This is a genomic window from Mesorhizobium sp. M5C.F.Ca.IN.020.32.2.1 (assembly GCF_004023105.1).
Lineage (GTDB): Bacteria > Pseudomonadota > Alphaproteobacteria > Rhizobiales > Rhizobiaceae > Mesorhizobium > Mesorhizobium wenxiniae.
In genome coordinates this window covers 1-14,716 of sequence record NZ_RZSX01000045.1, presented here as the reverse complement: position 1 = coordinate 14,716, position 14,716 = coordinate 1, and the positions used below count along the sequence as shown (strand labels likewise).

17 protein-coding genes and 2 pseudogenes are annotated in these 14,716 nt (G+C 61.5%); 11 read left to right on the top strand and 8 right to left on the bottom strand.

Annotated elements, in window-relative coordinates; translation table 11 throughout:
- A pseudogene (locus EOA86_RS41415) lies at positions 1-150 on the bottom strand (DUF4893 domain-containing protein); the annotation flags it as partial.
- A 123-nt stretch (positions 151-273) separates the two neighbouring features.
- Between EOA86_RS41415 and EOA86_RS03970 the strand changes: the two are divergent.
- The gene (locus EOA86_RS03970) at positions 274-1,197 is read left to right on the top strand and encodes an NAD(P)-dependent oxidoreductase (protein ID WP_128340769.1); all 924 of its coding nucleotides are present in this window, start codon (positions 274-276) and stop codon (positions 1,195-1,197) included.
- Positions 1,198-1,205: 8 nt separating this feature from the next.
- Here EOA86_RS03970 and EOA86_RS03965 read toward each other — a convergent pair whose 3' ends face one another.
- The gene (locus tag EOA86_RS03965) at positions 1,206-1,835 is read right to left on the bottom strand and encodes a DUF1638 domain-containing protein (protein ID WP_128340768.1); all 630 of its coding nucleotides are present in this window, start codon (positions 1,833-1,835) and stop codon (positions 1,206-1,208) included.
- A 64-nt stretch (positions 1,836-1,899) separates the two neighbouring features.
- Here EOA86_RS03965 and EOA86_RS03960 point away from each other — a divergent pair, with 64 nt between their 5' ends.
- On the top strand, positions 1,900-2,040 hold the full coding sequence (locus EOA86_RS03960; RefSeq protein WP_023798937.1) for an entericidin A/B family lipoprotein: 141 nt from the start codon (positions 1,900-1,902) through the stop codon (positions 2,038-2,040).
- 272 nt (positions 2,041-2,312) lie between these two features.
- Entirely contained in the window at positions 2,313-2,528 is a 216-nt protein-coding gene (locus EOA86_RS03955; RefSeq protein WP_065012348.1) for a hypothetical protein, read from the top strand.
- A gap of 308 nt (positions 2,529-2,836) precedes the next feature.
- On the opposite strand, the gene EOA86_RS03950 is transcribed toward EOA86_RS03955, so the two are convergent.
- Together EOA86_RS03950 and EOA86_RS39250 are read right to left on the bottom strand one after the other, a co-directional pair.
- Complete coding sequence (locus EOA86_RS03950) at positions 2,837-3,055, bottom strand: Flp family type IVb pilin (protein ID WP_029351922.1); 219 nt, start codon at positions 3,053-3,055, stop codon at positions 2,837-2,839.
- Positions 3,056-3,151: 96 nt separating this feature from the next.
- Positions 3,152-3,364: a hypothetical protein gene (locus EOA86_RS39250; RefSeq protein ID WP_128340767.1), complete on the bottom strand. Its 213-nt coding sequence runs from the start codon at positions 3,362-3,364 to the stop codon at positions 3,152-3,154.
- A 73-nt stretch (positions 3,365-3,437) separates the two neighbouring features.
- Here EOA86_RS39250 and EOA86_RS03940 point away from each other — a divergent pair, with 73 nt between their 5' ends.
- Positions 3,438-3,626 carry a hypothetical protein gene (locus EOA86_RS03940; protein WP_127212451.1) on the top strand — a complete coding sequence of 63 codons (189 nt, stop codon included), beginning with the start codon at positions 3,438-3,440 and terminating at the stop codon, positions 3,624-3,626.
- A gap of 85 nt (positions 3,627-3,711) precedes the next feature.
- Positions 3,712-3,876 (top strand): hypothetical protein, encoded by a 165-nt coding sequence (locus EOA86_RS38410; protein WP_156768590.1) that lies wholly within the window; start codon positions 3,712-3,714, stop codon positions 3,874-3,876.
- A 1,145-nt stretch (positions 3,877-5,021) separates the two neighbouring features.
- On the opposite strand, the gene EOA86_RS03930 is transcribed toward EOA86_RS38410, so the two are convergent.
- A complete protein-coding gene (locus EOA86_RS03930; RefSeq protein ID WP_065012246.1) occupies positions 5,022-5,720 on the bottom strand; it encodes a B12-binding domain-containing protein in 699 nt (232 codons plus the stop codon).
- 270 nt (positions 5,721-5,990) lie between these two features.
- Between EOA86_RS03930 and EOA86_RS03925 the strand changes: the two genes are divergently transcribed.
- From EOA86_RS03925 to EOA86_RS03915, 3 genes are all read left to right on the top strand, one after another.
- A complete protein-coding gene (locus EOA86_RS03925) occupies positions 5,991-7,565 on the top strand; it encodes a trimethylamine methyltransferase family protein (RefSeq protein ID WP_128340766.1) in 1,575 nt (524 codons plus the stop codon).
- 89 nt (positions 7,566-7,654) lie between these two features.
- On the top strand, positions 7,655-8,344 hold the full coding sequence (locus tag EOA86_RS03920) for a 4Fe-4S dicluster domain-containing protein (RefSeq protein WP_128340765.1): 690 nt from the start codon (positions 7,655-7,657) through the stop codon (positions 8,342-8,344).
- A gap of 103 nt (positions 8,345-8,447) precedes the next feature.
- Complete coding sequence (locus tag EOA86_RS03915) at positions 8,448-9,179, top strand: dienelactone hydrolase family protein (protein ID WP_128340764.1); 732 nt, start codon at positions 8,448-8,450, stop codon at positions 9,177-9,179.
- A gap of 103 nt (positions 9,180-9,282) precedes the next feature.
- Here EOA86_RS03915 and EOA86_RS03910 read toward each other — a convergent pair whose 3' ends face one another.
- Positions 9,283-9,465: a hypothetical protein gene (locus EOA86_RS03910; RefSeq protein ID WP_127212230.1), complete on the bottom strand. Its 183-nt coding sequence runs from the start codon at positions 9,463-9,465 to the stop codon at positions 9,283-9,285.
- A gap of 69 nt (positions 9,466-9,534) precedes the next feature.
- Here EOA86_RS03910 and EOA86_RS03905 point away from each other — a divergent pair, with 69 nt between their 5' ends.
- The 3 genes from EOA86_RS03905 to EOA86_RS03895 all read left to right on the top strand — a co-directional run bounded on the left by EOA86_RS03905 (position 9,535) and on the right by EOA86_RS03895 (position 13,050).
- Complete coding sequence (locus EOA86_RS03905) at positions 9,535-10,347, top strand: hypothetical protein (protein WP_128340763.1); 813 nt, start codon at positions 9,535-9,537, stop codon at positions 10,345-10,347.
- A gap of 94 nt (positions 10,348-10,441) precedes the next feature.
- Positions 10,442-11,002: an RNA polymerase sigma factor gene (locus EOA86_RS03900; protein ID WP_127210769.1), complete on the top strand. Its 561-nt coding sequence runs from the start codon at positions 10,442-10,444 to the stop codon at positions 11,000-11,002.
- A 2-nt stretch (positions 11,003-11,004) separates the two neighbouring features.
- Positions 11,005-13,050, top strand: a complete 2,046-nt coding sequence (locus EOA86_RS03895; protein ID WP_128340762.1) for a VWA domain-containing protein — start codon at positions 11,005-11,007, stop codon at positions 13,048-13,050.
- Positions 13,051-13,161: 111 nt separating this feature from the next.
- On the opposite strand, the gene bmt is transcribed toward EOA86_RS03895, so the two are convergent.
- Both bmt and EOA86_RS03885 read right to left on the bottom strand, forming a co-directional pair.
- On the bottom strand, positions 13,162-14,178 hold the full coding sequence (gene bmt / locus EOA86_RS03890; RefSeq protein ID WP_127210766.1) for a betaine--homocysteine S-methyltransferase: 1,017 nt from the start codon (positions 14,176-14,178) through the stop codon (positions 13,162-13,164).
- A gap of 89 nt (positions 14,179-14,267) precedes the next feature.
- Positions 14,268-14,716, bottom strand: a pseudogene (locus EOA86_RS03885) (transcriptional regulator); the annotation flags it as partial.

Sequence of the window (14,716 nt, the reverse complement as noted above, 5' to 3'; positions counted from 1 at the left end):
GGCTTCGTCAAGGGCTGCCTTGCGCGTCTCGTCATATTTGTCGAGCCGCACCTTGTCGGCGGGCGTGATCAGCTTCTGCACCTCGCCATCGGCGAGCGCGGGCGGGGCGAAGCAGACAACGCCTGCGGCAATCAGGAGGCGAGCGATCATCGGTGCGTTTCCTGGTCGAAAGCTGGAACAGCCTGTTTTCTCGTTTGGCATACAACTTACCCGTTCGCGGTGACATGTCATCCGTGCTTAACAGCGATCAGCTTAAAAATCGTGGTTTCGCCGATGCGGATCTTGCTTACGGGATCGTCAGGGTGGCTGGGCAGCGCGCTAGCGCCGCGCCTGCGGGCTCTTGGCCATGGCGTCATCGGTCTCGATCCCGCCCCGTCGGCGCAAACGCAGGTGATCGGCTCGGTCGCCGACCGTGATCTGGTGATGCGGACGATCAGGGAAAACCGCATCGAGGCGATCATCCACAGCGGCGCGCTGCACAAGCCTGACATCGAACACCAACGTAATGAGGATTTCATCGAGCCGAATGTGCGCGGCACGCTCAACCTGCTCGACGCGGCGGTGGTATCAGGCGTTCAGCGCTTCGTCTTCACGTCGACGACCTCGCTGATGATCTCGAAAGCCATACGCGCAGGCTTGACCGGCGGTACGCGCAAGGCCGCCTGGCTGACGGAAGACGTGTCGCCCGAGCCGCGCAACATCTACGGCGTAACCAAGCTTTCGGCCGGGCATCTTTGCCGCCTCTATCACGCCCAGTCCGGACTGCCGGTGATCGTGCTGCGCACTGCGCGGTTCTTTCCTGAGGCAGACGACATGGCGCATGCGATCGAGCAGTCGGACGCCAACACCAAGGCCAATGAGCTGTTGTTCCGCCGGCTGACCGTGGAAGATGCCGCCGAGGCCCATGTCGCGGCGCTGGAGAAGGCGCCACGACTGGGCTTCGACATCTTCATCGTCTCGGCGCCAACGCCGTTCCGGCCTGATGATTGCGAGGCATTGATCGCCGACGCACCGTCCGTCGTCGCGCGCTATTTTCCGGAGTTTCCGGCGCTCTATGCGCGAAAAGGCTGGACGATGTTTTCCTCGATCGACCGCGTCTACGACGCCTCGCGGGCGCGGGACAGGCTGGGCTTCGTCTGCAAGACGAGCTTTGCCGCTGTGCTTGCCGGGCTCGAAGCGGACGAAGGGGCCGCCTGATCGAACCGTCAGGCTTGTGCCGCCGCGCTGGCCAGCTCCGTCGTCAGGTCGCCATAGCCGGTCGAGCGGCGCTCATAGGCGAGGCCGAGCATTCTTGCGGCCTTCTCGGCGACCTTGTCGAGTTCCGGGTCGTCGGTCTGGGCGATATAGACCAGCTTCTCGTAATTGCCGAAATAGTCCTTGATCAGCTCGGGATGCCTGTCGAGGCCGAGCGGCTTCATGAAGAAGGCGTCGAACTGCCGGCACAGGAAATCGGTCATGTAGAACGACATCATGTCGTCGTCGGCGACCTTAGCATAGGACTCCATGCCCTGGTAGAAGGCAAAGCAGTGCGGCCCGGCCATGCGCTCGACGCCATGCTTCTCGCAGACACGGTCAAGCAGGCCGCCGGTGCCGCAATCAGCGTAGCCGACGAAGATGTTACTGTAGCCGTCTGCCTTGGCCTTTTCGATTGCCTTGTCCATGGCTGGCGCGATGCGGTCCGGGTAGAAATGGAATTCCGCCGGCAGGCAGGTCAGGTCGAGATGGTCGAGCCCCAACTGCTCCTTGACGGCCAGAACTTCGCGCGCAATCATCCCGCAGGCGATGACAAGCAGCCTGTCGCGTTGATCTGGTTTTAGCTTTCGCGCAATGCTCATGGAACCAGTCTAACCGATTTTCGTTGCTGTCCCACGAATCTATCTGTTGAGGGAGATACCATTCATGAAACCGCTACGCATTGCTCCGATCGCCATTCTCGCTTGCGCCCTGGCACTTTCGGCCTGCGCCAACACCGTCCGTGGCGTCGGCAGGGACGTCAAATCGACAGCCAACGCGGTTGAGGACACGGTCGAGAACCCCTGATCCGCAGTCTCGCCAAAGCGCATTGCTCTCAAGATAGTTCAAGCGATGCGTATTAAGTCCTTGTAACATCTGGGAACGAGAAAGTCGTGCTGCAAGGCGCGGATCGTATTATGGTCCATGCCGAATTCGCCCAGACGAGGCCGAAGCGCGGACGTCGTGTCCGCCTATTGCAGTTATTTTCGTTGGGGCGGGCACGAAAAGTTGACTTTTCGAGCGGGGGATATGCCGTTAATCTTCCCTGTACCCTCAACAACGAAGCTAGGAGCCATAGGATGAGGACCGCTCTCTTAGTTGTCGCCGCTCTGGGCCTTTCGGTGTCCGGCGCCGCAGCGGAATGTGTTGGCCACACTAAAACGACGGCTTCCGTAGATCAGCAAACCAAAGCTGCAAGCGTAGATCAGCAGACCAAAGTCGCAAGCGTCGCGAATACGCCGACAACTGCCGAAACGCCGATCCTGAAAAAAGAAGAGGCGAAAGAATCAGAATAGGCGCTTCAACCCGCCCGATCCTACCATAAGCACTCTAGCCGCTAGTGCCGGAGGCTGTCATCGCGGCAGCCAGCGAGGTTAAGCCGTCTACTAACGGTGTCGTTCTTTGGCGTGACACTGGATGCCGAAGGCCAGTCGAGTGGCTGGCAGCATGCGCAATGGTTGCGGCCATGCAACTGGCGTTAATGCAACAAACACCTAACAGAGTATAGGCCTGGGTGGCGGTGTCGTACAGAAATTCGTAAAAAGGGGCCGGCGCGACGAACGCCGACCCTTCTCAGGCAGTAAGAGCGCTGGGTTTTAGCGTGTCAGGTTCCGACGCCCGTTCCCTCGTTGCAGGTGCCGAGCGGCGAGGCTTCCAACGCGGCGCACAGGCCGGTAAAACGCCCGGTGACCCAGCCACCAATCGCTAGGATCGCAAGTATCGCTGCTGCGGCAATGATGCCGACAAGGATCGAATATTCGACCATGGCAGCGCCTGAATCGTCTTGGCAAAACTGCCGGGCCGTCGTCATGAGTGTGTCCATGGAATTCCCCTTTTAGACCCGACGTGTCGACGTCGGTCCAGCAAAATGCGCGGGAGCTAATGCAATAGCATCATTCGAACGAGGGACTAGAGCCGCCTAAAACCCAATTCTGATAAACTGCGGGCAGCCAGTCACCGCATAGCTTGGCGTCGTGAATGTCCCCACGCCCGTGAAATAATGGCAGATGAACCCGTCGATTGGATCCTTTTCGTCGTGGTAGAGAACTGCGGTCGACGTAATCAGCAACCCGCCAATCGCCCCCGCCGCTAGAACTGTCAGCACCCCCAGAGAGACGACTGCCTTCCGCATTTTTTAGCCCGTGACTCGCCTTCAACGCGTTTGTTGCCGATTGGAGTCCAGACGCGGCCAAGGTCGGCTTTAGGTGGCGCGCGCCAAGCCAACGGCTATTCTAAAGCCGATCCGCCCGCGCCTCATGGCGGGAGTGCAGGTTTTAACCCCACCGATCGAAGCCGACTTCATCACAATGAACGGCGACAATCTCAAAGAGTCAGGGCATGACCGGCGCATCGGAATTCTGCTGGATCGAATAGATGTGTTGGCTGGGAAATAGCACAATTAGGCGCTCCGCGAAGGTAATCGCTGAGGCCGAGTGCGCCGAACGCGCCGCAAAGACGGCAAGATTGAAATCGCTTCGTATGGCAACTCAGGGTGACCTGAAGGTATCGTTTCCGGAGGAGCTCGATTGCTCGCTGCTTGTCGCGGCACTGACTCAAGGCGAATCATCGGGCCAGCCTTTCAACCGTCTCAATGATGGCTTTGGCAAGGGCTTCGCCTTCATGGACAGGCTCGGAACCGAATAGCACAAACTGCTTCCTCGCTCGGCAACACCCCGGCTGGGCGGGTTTGTTCAATAGTTATGCGAACCAGTTTGACGGCGGCCCAGGCGCTGCGGATGTTCTCTTGGACTCTATGCTGGCCACCAAGCACGCAGCGGCTTGTTGCGCTTCTGGGGCCGGTATTTCTCCACCCGCCTGGTTCTCGCGGACCCGCTTTCGCACTGTAGTGGTGATCGCCTCCACGTCACCAATACCCCTATGCCCCGCGCCATGAAATTTGAGTCTGGAGCGCGCTAGGGCTTGGTCAAGATGTTGCTAATGTGCGGGACAACGCTCTTCGCTCTAGCGGGGCCGGCCCAGCGGCTTGGTTGCGAGGGGGACTGGCAGCTGGAGGCCGCTGGGCCTTGACCACCAGCGAGCTTAAGAGGAGGCGCTGTGCTGGCTGACCAATACTTGCGCTCAAGGCAACGGAATAGCATCATTCGAACGAACACTGCTCGTCAGTATGTTCCTCATGCCGGACATTGGGGGCGCTCAAACTGCTCAACGGCAGGCCAGCGGACGATGAGCAGCCGCATTTTGCCGCCATGTCGAGAGGCTGACGGAATCTATTGCTCGGTCGGCAGCGGCTCATGGTCGAGGAGCAGCACCTCGCCAAGATCCCGCTTGTCGAACGTCTGGCCACAAACGGGGGCAAGTAGAACAGCCCGACAGCCAATCGGGGGTGACCAGCGGGCCGCCGGGCCTAACCAGCGGGCAACTGGGTCCGTTCGCCGGGAGCCGGGCCTATCCCGGCGCTTAGCCCCCACTGCAGATTGGACCCGATTGGCCCGCTCGGAGGAGGAGCGCGGGCTTCTCCTTGTCGGTCCGATGTGGCCAGATTAGGGACGGCCGGCGCCGATTTGGGGGGGCGTTGGGATAGATTGCCTTGTAGGGCGCCGGCCAGGCGGCGTTGGGGTCTGCCGCACGAATTAGCTGACAGAGGCTGGGACCGTGGGCATGGCGTGATCGCGGAAGTACCGTGCGTCCAATAGCTAGCCGGCCGGCGCCATGCCGACGGCAATGCCTATGCTGATCGAGAAATCCAGTGGCGAGCTTGCCGCCGAGGTCAATGGGACAAAGGCGCCGAGGGGCACCGCGCCAGTCCCTCGGGAAATTGGCTAAAAAGCTCAGGCCGACGCGCGGACGTTGTGCTTGCGCTTCATGAAGTCCTTGGCGGTCTCGACCGCCACGGCCGCGTCGCGGCAATAGGCGTCGGCGCCGACGGCTTTGCCGAATTCCTCGTTGAGTGGCGCGCCGCCGACCAGCACGACATAGTCGTCGCGGATGCCCTTTTCCTTCATCGTGTCGATGACGACCTTCATATAGGGCATGGTCGTCGTCAGCAGCGCCGACATGCCGATGATGTCAGGCTGGTGCTGTTCGATGGCGTCGAGATATTTTTCCACCGCATTGTTGATGCCGAGGTCGATGACGTCGAAGCCGGCGCCTTCCATCATCATGCCGACAAGATTCTTGCCGATGTCGTGGATGTCGCCCTTGACGGTGCCGATCACCATCTTGCCCTGCTTCGGCGCGCCGGTGGCGGCAAGCAGCGGACGCAGGATGGCCATTCCCGCCTTCATCGCGTTGGCGGACAACAGCACTTCCGGCACGAACAGGATGCCGTCGCGAAAATCCTCGCCGACGATGCGCATGCCTTCGACCAGTGCCTCGGTCAGCACCTTGTAGGGCGCCCAGCCGCGCTCGAGAAGGATGTTGGTGCCTTCCTCGATCTCTTCCTTCAGCCCGTCATAAAGGTCGTCGTGCATCTGCTGCACGAGCTCGTCGTCGGAAAGCTCGGAAAGGATGATCTCGTCGTCGGCCATTTTTAATCCAGCTCCTTGCCGCACGGATACAGTTGCGGGGCCCCAATATCACGTCAATACCTAACCCGCTACAGGCTTGCGTCCATAGCTGATTTGCGACTTCCCGCAAAAGGAAAGCGACTGCAAATCTATTGGAATTCTTGTCGATTTTGCGACAGGCGTTGGCGCTGGCGGGCCGTTTCGAATAGGGTGCATGGCTACGATCCGGCCAGAAGCCGCGATATGCGGCCGTAATAATCAGGCCAGAACAAAAGTCAGGGAAGAACGATCATGAGTGAGAACGCGCCGGTCGACCAGGAAGCGTCAAACGCGCGGCGCGGACGCGCCGCCAGCGGTGGTGCCGCTGCCCGCCGGGCAGCGCGCTCGGGTGGCGGCCCCGGCACCCAGCTCACCTACATCAAGCGCAGGATCAACGTCTATGAGGTGCTGGACGAGGAAGGGCTGGCGCTGATCGAGAAGAACACCGACACGGTACTCGAGGAGATCGGCATCATCTTTCGCGACGACGCCGAGGCGCTGCAGCTGTGGAAAGAGGCCGGCGCCGACGTCAAAGGCGAGCGCGTGCATTTCCCGAAGGGCCTCTGCCGCTCACTTTTGAAAACCGCGCCGTCCGTCTATACCCAGCATGCCCGCAATGCCGAACGTTCGGTGCAGATCGGCGGCAACGCCACCGTCTTCGCGCCGGTCTACGGCCCGCCCTTCGTGCGCGACCTCGATGGCGTCAGGCGTTATGCGACGATCGAGGATTTCCGGAATTTCGTGAAGCTCGCCTATATGGCGCCGTCGATACACCATTCGGGCGGCACTGTGTGCGAGCCGGTCGACGTGCCGGTCAATAAACGCCATCTCGACATGGTCTACAGCCACATCAAATATTCGGACAAGCCGTTCATGGGCTCGGTCACCGCGCCGGAGCGCGCCGAAGACACGGTGGCGATGGCCAAGATCGTGTTCGGCGACGATTTCGTCGAGAACAACACGGTGCTGACCAGCCTGATCAACGCCAATTCGCCGATGGTGTTCGACGAGACCATGCTGGGTGCGCTGAAAGTCTATTCGCGTCACAACCAGGCCTGCATCGTCACGCCGTTCATTCTTGCCGGCGCGATGAGCCCGGTGACGGTCGCCGGCACGCTGACCCAGGTTCTGGCCGAAGTGCTGGCCGGCGCGTCGTTCACGCAGCTGATCCGGCCGGGCGCGCCGGTGCTGTTCGGCACCTTCGCCTCGTCGATCTCGATGCAGTCGGGCGCGCCGACCTTCGGCACGCCGGAGCCGTCGCTGGTTTCCTATGGCGCGGCGCAGCTCGCGCGCCGGCTCGGCCTGCCGTTCCGCACCGGCGGCTCGCTCTGCGCTTCGAAGATCCCGGACGCGCAGGCGGCCTATGAAAGCGCCAACACGCTGAACTCGACGATTCTCGCCGGCACCAATTTCGTGCTGCATTCGGCCGGCTGGCTCGAAGGCGGACTCGCCTCCTGCTACGAAAAATTCATGATGGACATCGACCAGCTCGGCATGACGCAGAAACTCTCCGAAGGTGTCGACCTGTCGGAGAACGGCCAGGCGATGGACGCGATCCGCCAGGTGGGTCCCGGCAGCCACTATCTCGGCTGCGACCACACCCAGGCCAATTTCCAGACCGCCTTCTACCGTTCCAACATCGCCGACAACAATTCCTACGAGCAGTGGCTGGCCGAGGGCGAAAAAACCGCACCGCAGCGCGCCAACGAACTCGCCCGCCGCTGGCTGGAAAGCTACGAGGCGCCGCATCTCGATCAGGGTATCGACGATGGGCTGAAGGAGTTCATCGCCAGGAAGAAAGCGTCGATGGCTGACGCCTTCACCTGAAAGGAGCCCGAGTCAGGCGGGGCTAAAGTCGCCAACATCATCCATAAGGAAGTCTGGCGGAGCGCCTTCTCCGACCCGGACAGGAAGGGATGATCCTCGCGCGCAGCATGATCGAAACCATCGCGGCAGCGCTTTGCGCTCACGGTCTCACCTTGCGCGGCGGTTTCAATTTTGCAGGCGGCGAGGAAACGCCTTCCGGCCTCTCTGGCGGTGCCGCCAGATCCGTGCTGCTGGTGGGGCAGGCGGGCGCCGCGCCATGGCCGCATTTCCTGCGCTGGAAAGAAAGCCAATCACAGGCCGTCGCCAATCCGCTCGATACATGGTCTCGCGAAGTGATCGGCGGGGTGGCGAACGACTTCGGCGCGCGTGCCGTGTCACCGTCCGACAGACCGTATCTGCCGTTCCAGCAATGGGCGATGCGGGCGGAGGGCTTGCAGCCGTCGCCGCTCGGCATCCTCATGCATCCGCAATACGGGCTCTGGCACGCCTATCGCGGCGCGCTGCTGTTCGAGGACGAAATAGCGCTTCACGAACCCCGCGGCGTGATTCACCTTTGTGACACATGTGTCGACAAACCTTGCCTGAAATCCTGTCCCGTCGACGCGTATTCTGCAGATGGTTTCGCGTATGAAACTTGTCTGGCGCATGTGCGTGGGCAAAACGGCACGCCTTGCCGCACCGGCGGCTGTCTCGACCGCAACGCCTGCCCCTATGGCACTGCCTATCGCTATCCCCCAGAGGTCCAGGCCTTTCACATGGCGGCGTTCGCGGGTCGGTAGCTCGCCAAATGCCGCACGCAATCTTGAAAGAGGTTGCCTCATTGCGACTTGCCCTGTTGGCCTGCGTGGATATTGATCGCGCGACAATCAGAAGGAGTGGGTGATGGCGAAGCGGGACATTCAGATCAAGACCAGCGACGGCTTGGCAAAAGCCGGGCTGTTCCGCTCGGCGGCCTCGGCCAAGGCCGCAATCATCCTCTATATGGACGCTTTTGGCCCGCGGCCGGCGCTCGACCAGATGGCGGAACGGCTTGCAGGCGATAATTACGCGGTATTGGTCCCGGACCTTTTCTACCGCAACGCGCCCTACGGCCCTTTCGAGGCCAAGACCGCCTTCAGCGACGAGAAGCGCAAAGCCGTCATCACGGGTCTCCTCAGCGGCACGACACAGGACATGACCATCCGCGACAGCGGCGCTTTCCTCGATGCGCTCGATGCCGAAGGCGTTACCGGACCGGTCGGCACCGTCGGCTATTGCATGGGCGGAGCGCGGGCGCTGAGCGCCGCCGCGACCTATCCCGGCCGGATCGTTGCCGCGGCTAGTTTCCATGGCGGCAATCTGGCGAGCGATGCCGCCGACAGCCCGCACCGAAACGCTACGTCGATCAAGGCGCGGGTCTATGTCGGCACGGCGGGTGTTGACAGAAGTTTTCCGCCGGAGCAGTCGGCACGGCTGGCCGAAGCGCTGCGCACGGCTGAAGTCGACCATGTCATCGAGAACTATGCCGGCATGGCGCATGGCTGGTGCGTGCCGGACCACAGCGCCTTCGACGCAACGGGCGCCGAGCGCCACTTGAAGCGATTGGCGACGCTGTTCAGTGAAACGTTGGGCTAGCTCGTCGGGGCCGGCGACATAGTCTCGAAACATAGCTCCTGAATACCGGCGGCAGTCGTTTGATCAAGGGGGCATGATGCGGGTTTCGCTCAGGAGCAAGATTCTAGGCCTTTGCCTGTTGACCAGTGCGATGGTCCAGCCAGCCTTTGCCGATCAAGCAAAATGTTCCTGCCGCAACCTGCGCAGCGTTCAGGAAGAACTGAAGAACGCCGAGTATGAGGCGATGTTCTTCGCCGATATGGCGGCGAAGCTCAAGGCGGTCGAGGATCCGCTGATCGAGGCGCACAAGAACCCGATCCATCCCGATTCAGACGTTAACATCCAGGACCGATCGTCCAGGGCGCGCGCCGACGTCATGCGCACGTTCAAGCTTCCTCACAACCCGGCCTACGGCTACTCGGGTCCTTTGACGGTGGACATGAAGTTTGGCAGCTGCGAGCAGAAGCCGGCCGATCTAGAGGCACTGCGCGCCGGCTCGCAGTGCAAGGAAATCGCGGACATCACGTTGGCTCACGAGGCCGCGCACAGGGAGAGATGCGCAAGGGAAACCGCTGCGGTCTATTGGGACAGGTTGCCCAGTCAGATCGCCGCCGAAGAAGCCGAACGCTATCGGGAGCAGGCCAACGCCATGCGGGCGCAGCTCAAGCGCATCGTGGATGAGGGGACAATCACCGTGGCAGCGAAGATGGAACCCCGCATCAAGGGTCCACAGTTCGATGTCACCTATTCCTTTGTGATCCCGTCGATCCAGATGGAGGGCAAGAGCTCGCCGGGGTCGGACAGTTGGACGGTGAATGGAAAGGGCAAACAATCCGGCAAGATCAAGAACGCGAAGATTGGCGGCATGACGTGCAAATCGAGCGGGCAACTCAACGACGACATCGATATGGCTCTGGATACGGATGGCTTTGTTATGAGCCTCAAGAGCAAGTCGAAAGGCAGGCCCGGCGACGTAAAGCTTCGCTGCATGGGCGGCTACGGCATGTCGATGCGTCCTCAAGGCGAAGTCGGCAGCGGCGAGGTGTTTGCAGCAGAACGCTTTGCGAGCGAGGCGGACATCTCGCAAGATGTCAGCACGATGCCGTTTGCCAAGATCGTGACACAGGGCGGCATGTCGGTCAGCGGCAAGCACACGGTCACCGTGCGCCTGGTCTGTCCCGGAGAGTGAGGAGCACCCGTGGTTGGTGTTCTCGAAGGCGGTTTGTCCTTTTCTTTCCACCACCCCAAGGAACCGCCACTAGCCTTCGTCCAACAGGCAAATGATGGCGATGATGCTGGATGAAAGCGAAGCCTCCGACGCCGAGTTGATCGGGCGGGCGAAGGGCGGAGACAGGCGGGCTTTCGGCAAATTGCTCGAAAGGCACTATGAATTCGTCTATCGCGCCGCATATCGCTGGTGCGGGAAGAAGGCCGACGCCGAGGATATCGCCCAGGAAGTCTGCGTCCGGCTCGGCCGGGCGATCCGCGACTATCATGGCAGCGGCGCCTTCACCACCTGGCTCTACACCATGACGCTGAATGCGGCACGCGACGTGATGCGCAAGACGGTCCGCGAGACGATCAAGATCGAAGCCTACGGAGCTTACGAGCTGATCACGGGAGAAGCCCCGGCCGAGCCCGAAGATCCGGCCGAGGCGCTTTGGGCGGCGGTGCGGATGCTGCCGGACAAGCAGCGCGACGCGGTGCTGCTGGTCTATGGCGAAGGGCTCAGCCACGCAGCCGCCGCCGAGGCGATAGGCATCTCGGAGACGACGGTTTCCTGGCACATCCATGAAGCGAAGAAACGGTTGAAGACGCTCATGCGTTCAGCCGGGGAAGTGTGATCATGGTCGACGACAACGAACTCAACAGACTGCGCGACATCGCAGCACCGGCACCGGGTACCGACGCGAAGGCGCGTGCCTTCGAGGCCGCCATGCGGGCTTACGACCTGGACGAAAAAACCTCACCCGCCGCCCAAGGATCGGCGAAAGGGCTTCGTCTTACAGAGCGAGCACAAAAGCTCTGGAGCGAAATCATGCAAAAGAAACTCTTCGTCACTCCGGCCATTGCCGGGCTCGTCGCCCTACCGATAGCCGGATACGCCACCATCTACATGCTGCAGGAGCGGCCATTCCATTCCGGTGGCGACGAGAAGATCGCCGAAACGCTGGCCGACAAACCAGTGGCCAGGAAGAAAGCCGATGCCGACGCCGAAAGCCGCGACGCAGCCGAGGAGCTTGCGCCGGCATCGCTGCCGAAGCCAGAGTCGGCTGCCGCCGGCGGCCTGACAAGGCAAGGTGCGCTGACCAGCAATGCGCCTCCGCCGGCGCCGAGCGGCGAGTTCGCACAGGACGGCGGCGCAAGCGCCCCAGCGGTCAAGGGTATGGCCGGCACAACAGCCGAGTCCAAACTGATGGTACAACCGCCTATGCCGGCCGACCAGATGCCGCTGCCGGAGCAAAATCGCGACCGCGTCGAGGATTTCAAGAGCAATCCGGTGCGTGCCGCGCTCGAAGACCCGGTCTCGACCTTTTCGATCGATGTCGACACCGCTTCCTATTCCTTCGTGCGGCGTTCGCTCAGGGAAGGTATTGTGCCGCGAGCCGACACAGTCCGCGTCGAGGAGATGATCAACTACTTCCCTTATGACTGGAAAGGACCGGACTCTGCCTCGACCCCGTTCAACTCGACCGTCAGCGTCATGCCGACGCCGTGGAACGAGCACACCAGGCTGATGCATGTCGCTATCAAGGGTTTCGACGCCAAGCCGGCCGAGCAGCCCAAAGCCAATCTGGTGTTTCTGATCGACGTGTCGGGCTCGATGAACGAGCAGGACAAGCTGCCGCTCTTGCAATCGGCATTCCGGCTTCTGGTCAACAGGCTGAGGCCCGACGACACGGTTTCGATCGTCACTTATGCGGGTGATGCCGGCACCGTCCTCGAGCCGACGAAAATTTCGGAGAAAGACAAGATCCTCAATGCCATCGACACTTTGACGCCCGGCGGCAGCACGGCCGGCGAGGCGGGCATCAAGGAAGCCTATCGGCTGGCGCAGAAATCCTTCGTCAACGACGGGATCAATCGCGTAATGCTGGCCACGGACGGCGATTTCAATGTCGGCCAGACCGACGACGACGATCTGAAGCGGTTGATCGAAAAAGAGCGCAAGATCGGGGTGTTTCTGTCGGTGTTCGGTTTCGGTCGCGGCAATCTGAACGATCAGATGATGCAGACCATCGCCCAGAACGGCAACGGCACCGCCGCCTATATCGACACTTTGGCCGAGGCCGAGAAGGTGCTGGTCGAGGATGCGTCCTCGACATTGTTCACCATCGCCAAGGACGTGAAGATCCAGGTCGAGTTCAATCCGAACAAGGTCTCGGAATACCGGCTGATCGGCTACGAGACCCGGGCCTTGAATCGCGAGGATTTCAACAACGACCGCGTCGATGCCGGCGAGATCGGCTCCGGCCATTCGGTCACCGCGATCTACGAGATCACGCCGAAGGGCAGCGGCGGCGAGCAGATCGATCAGTTGCGCTACGGCCAGGCTTCGGTGAACAATGGCGGCGTCGCCAACGCCGACGAATATGCCTTCGTGAAAATCCGCTACAAGCTGCCGAACGAGGATGCCTCGAAGCTGATCACCACACCGGTGACATCAGCCAACGAAGTGGCTGATTTCGACCAGGCCAGCACCGACCAGCGGTTCTCCATTGCCGTCGCTGCCTTCGGCCAGAAGCTGCGCGACGAGGATGCGACCGCGAAGTTCGGCTATGACAAGATCATGGAGATTGCCACCGCCGCCCGGGGAGCCGACCCGTTTGGGTACCGGTCCGAGTTCCTCTCGCTGGTGCGCCTTGCCTCGGCGCTTGGCGGTAAACGGTAATGGTGATGACGTCCGATTTTCGTCAGATGGGATCGTTCGGATAGTGGAAACCGACCCACGGGCGGGTGAGCAGGCCGGCAGGGAAACCTTACCGGCATTTTTCAACATTTGTCAGGCGCGGGTGCGCCGGCGCTCGCGGCGGGCTTCGCTGGTCTCGACGGTGTTGACTGTGGCCTGCTTGTTGCGCATCGGGCCAATGCGCTCGACGATTTTTTCGATGCTCGGGCGATCCGACCGGGTATGCGCATCGAGCGCCTTGCGCATTGCGGCGAGGTGGGCGAACGAGGTGCCGCAGCAACCGCCGACGATCTTTGCGCCGGCATCGACGGCCAGCCTGACATAGTCGGCCATCAGCTCGGGCGTGCCGGAATAATGGATCTCGGCGCCGCGAAATTCCGGAATGCCGCAATTGCCCTTGACGATCACCGTGGCCTCCGGCTTCGCCTCGGTCATGTCGAGCAGCGAAGCGAGGATGTCGGAGGCGCCGACGCCGCAGTTGGCGCCGACACCGAGCGGAGCCTGCGACAAGCCATCGGCGACGCCGTGGATGTCCTTCGGCAACAGCCCCATCATGGTGCGGCCGGCGGTGTCGAAGGAGCCGGTGTAGGTATAGGGCAAGCCGACGCGGATCGCGGCTTCGGCTGCGGCGCGGATTTCGTCCGGCGCCGACATGGTCTCGATCCAGGCGACTTCGGCGCCGCCGGCTTTCAGGCCCTCGATCTGTTCGGCAAAGGCCTCGACCGCCTCGTCATAGGTCATCGCGCCGAGCGGCACCAGCAACTCGCCGGTCGGGCCGACCGAGCCCGCCACGATGACCTTGCGGCCGGCTCTATCGGCGACAGCGCGGGCGATCTCGGCGGCGCGCTTGTTCAGCGCATGCACGCGGCCTTGCGCATGGTGCAGCTTCAGCCGGTGGCGGGTGCCGCCGAAGGAGTTGGTCAGGATGATGTCAGCGCCAGCATCGACGAAGTTCTGGTGCAGACTGGTGATGGTGTCCGGCGCCGTCTCGTTCAGCAACTCTGGAGCCTCGCCGGCCTCTAGCCCCATGGCGAACAGATTGGTGCCGGTGGCGCCATCGGCAAGCAGAACGCCCTTCTCAGCAAGCAGCGCGTCAATTGGATTGGTCATTGGAAATACGCCTTCCGGGGATTCTTTGTCGAGATAAGGATATAAAGAAATCTTTATATGGCGTCAATGTCGGCGCGATAGACAAGCCGTCAAAATCGCATCTCCGCCAGCCTTTGCGTGAAGCTGGCCGCCTCATGCGCGTTGATGTCGGCGGCGCGGATCAGATTGTCGAAATGGCTGGTCAGCGTGCGAACTGGCTGGGTCGCGTTCAGCACCAGATACATGTCGCCGACATAGATGGCGGCACGATAGGGCCCGAATATGGTGTAGGGAATCGAGTAGCGCATCCGTCCGTCATAGAGAAACAGGCGGAAGGTGGGATAAAGGTCGTCGAGCAGCGTCGCCATGTGAAGAAGCTGCTGGTGGCGGTCGGCCTCAGGAAAACGGTCCCAGACGCCCAGTCCGCGCGCAAAGATCTCCAGCGTGTGGCGCGGCATGCAGACTTCCATGTCGGTTTCCGGCCGCCGGTTGTAGTCGATGCGGTACTGCGTCTCACCGGCCTGGGCCTCGCGGCTCTTGTTGGCGATACCAGCCTCGT

Coding starts and splice junctions, on each gene's coding strand:
- EOA86_RS03970 (WP_128340769.1), top strand. CDS start 274: ATGCGGATCTTGCTTACGGGATCGTCAGGGTGGCTGGGCAGCGCGCTA.
- EOA86_RS03965 (WP_128340768.1), bottom strand. CDS start 1,835: ATGAGCATTGCGCGAAAGCTAAAACCAGATCAACGCGACAGGCTGCTT.
- EOA86_RS03960 (WP_023798937.1), top strand. CDS start 1,900: ATGAAACCGCTACGCATTGCTCCGATCGCCATTCTCGCTTGCGCCCTG.
- EOA86_RS03955 (WP_065012348.1), top strand. CDS start 2,313: ATGAGGACCGCTCTCTTAGTTGTCGCCGCTCTGGGCCTTTCGGTGTCC.
- EOA86_RS03950 (WP_029351922.1), bottom strand. CDS start 3,055: ATGGACACACTCATGACGACGGCCCGGCAGTTTTGCCAAGACGATTCA.
- EOA86_RS39250 (WP_128340767.1), bottom strand. CDS start 3,364: ATGCGGAAGGCAGTCGTCTCTCTGGGGGTGCTGACAGTTCTAGCGGCG.
- EOA86_RS38410 (WP_156768590.1), top strand. CDS start 3,712: ATGGCAACTCAGGGTGACCTGAAGGTATCGTTTCCGGAGGAGCTCGAT.
- EOA86_RS03930 (WP_065012246.1), bottom strand. CDS start 5,720: ATGGCCGACGACGAGATCATCCTTTCCGAGCTTTCCGACGACGAGCTC.
- EOA86_RS03925 (WP_128340766.1), top strand. CDS start 5,991: ATGAGTGAGAACGCGCCGGTCGACCAGGAAGCGTCAAACGCGCGGCGC.
- EOA86_RS03920 (WP_128340765.1), top strand. CDS start 7,655: ATGATCCTCGCGCGCAGCATGATCGAAACCATCGCGGCAGCGCTTTGC.
- EOA86_RS03915 (WP_128340764.1), top strand. CDS start 8,448: ATGGCGAAGCGGGACATTCAGATCAAGACCAGCGACGGCTTGGCAAAA.
- EOA86_RS03905 (WP_128340763.1), top strand. CDS start 9,535: ATGCGCACGTTCAAGCTTCCTCACAACCCGGCCTACGGCTACTCGGGT.
- EOA86_RS03900 (WP_127210769.1), top strand. CDS start 10,442: ATGGCGATGATGCTGGATGAAAGCGAAGCCTCCGACGCCGAGTTGATC.
- EOA86_RS03895 (WP_128340762.1), top strand. CDS start 11,005: ATGGTCGACGACAACGAACTCAACAGACTGCGCGACATCGCAGCACCG.
- bmt (WP_127210766.1), bottom strand. CDS start 14,178: ATGACCAATCCAATTGACGCGCTGCTTGCTGAGAAGGGCGTTCTGCTT.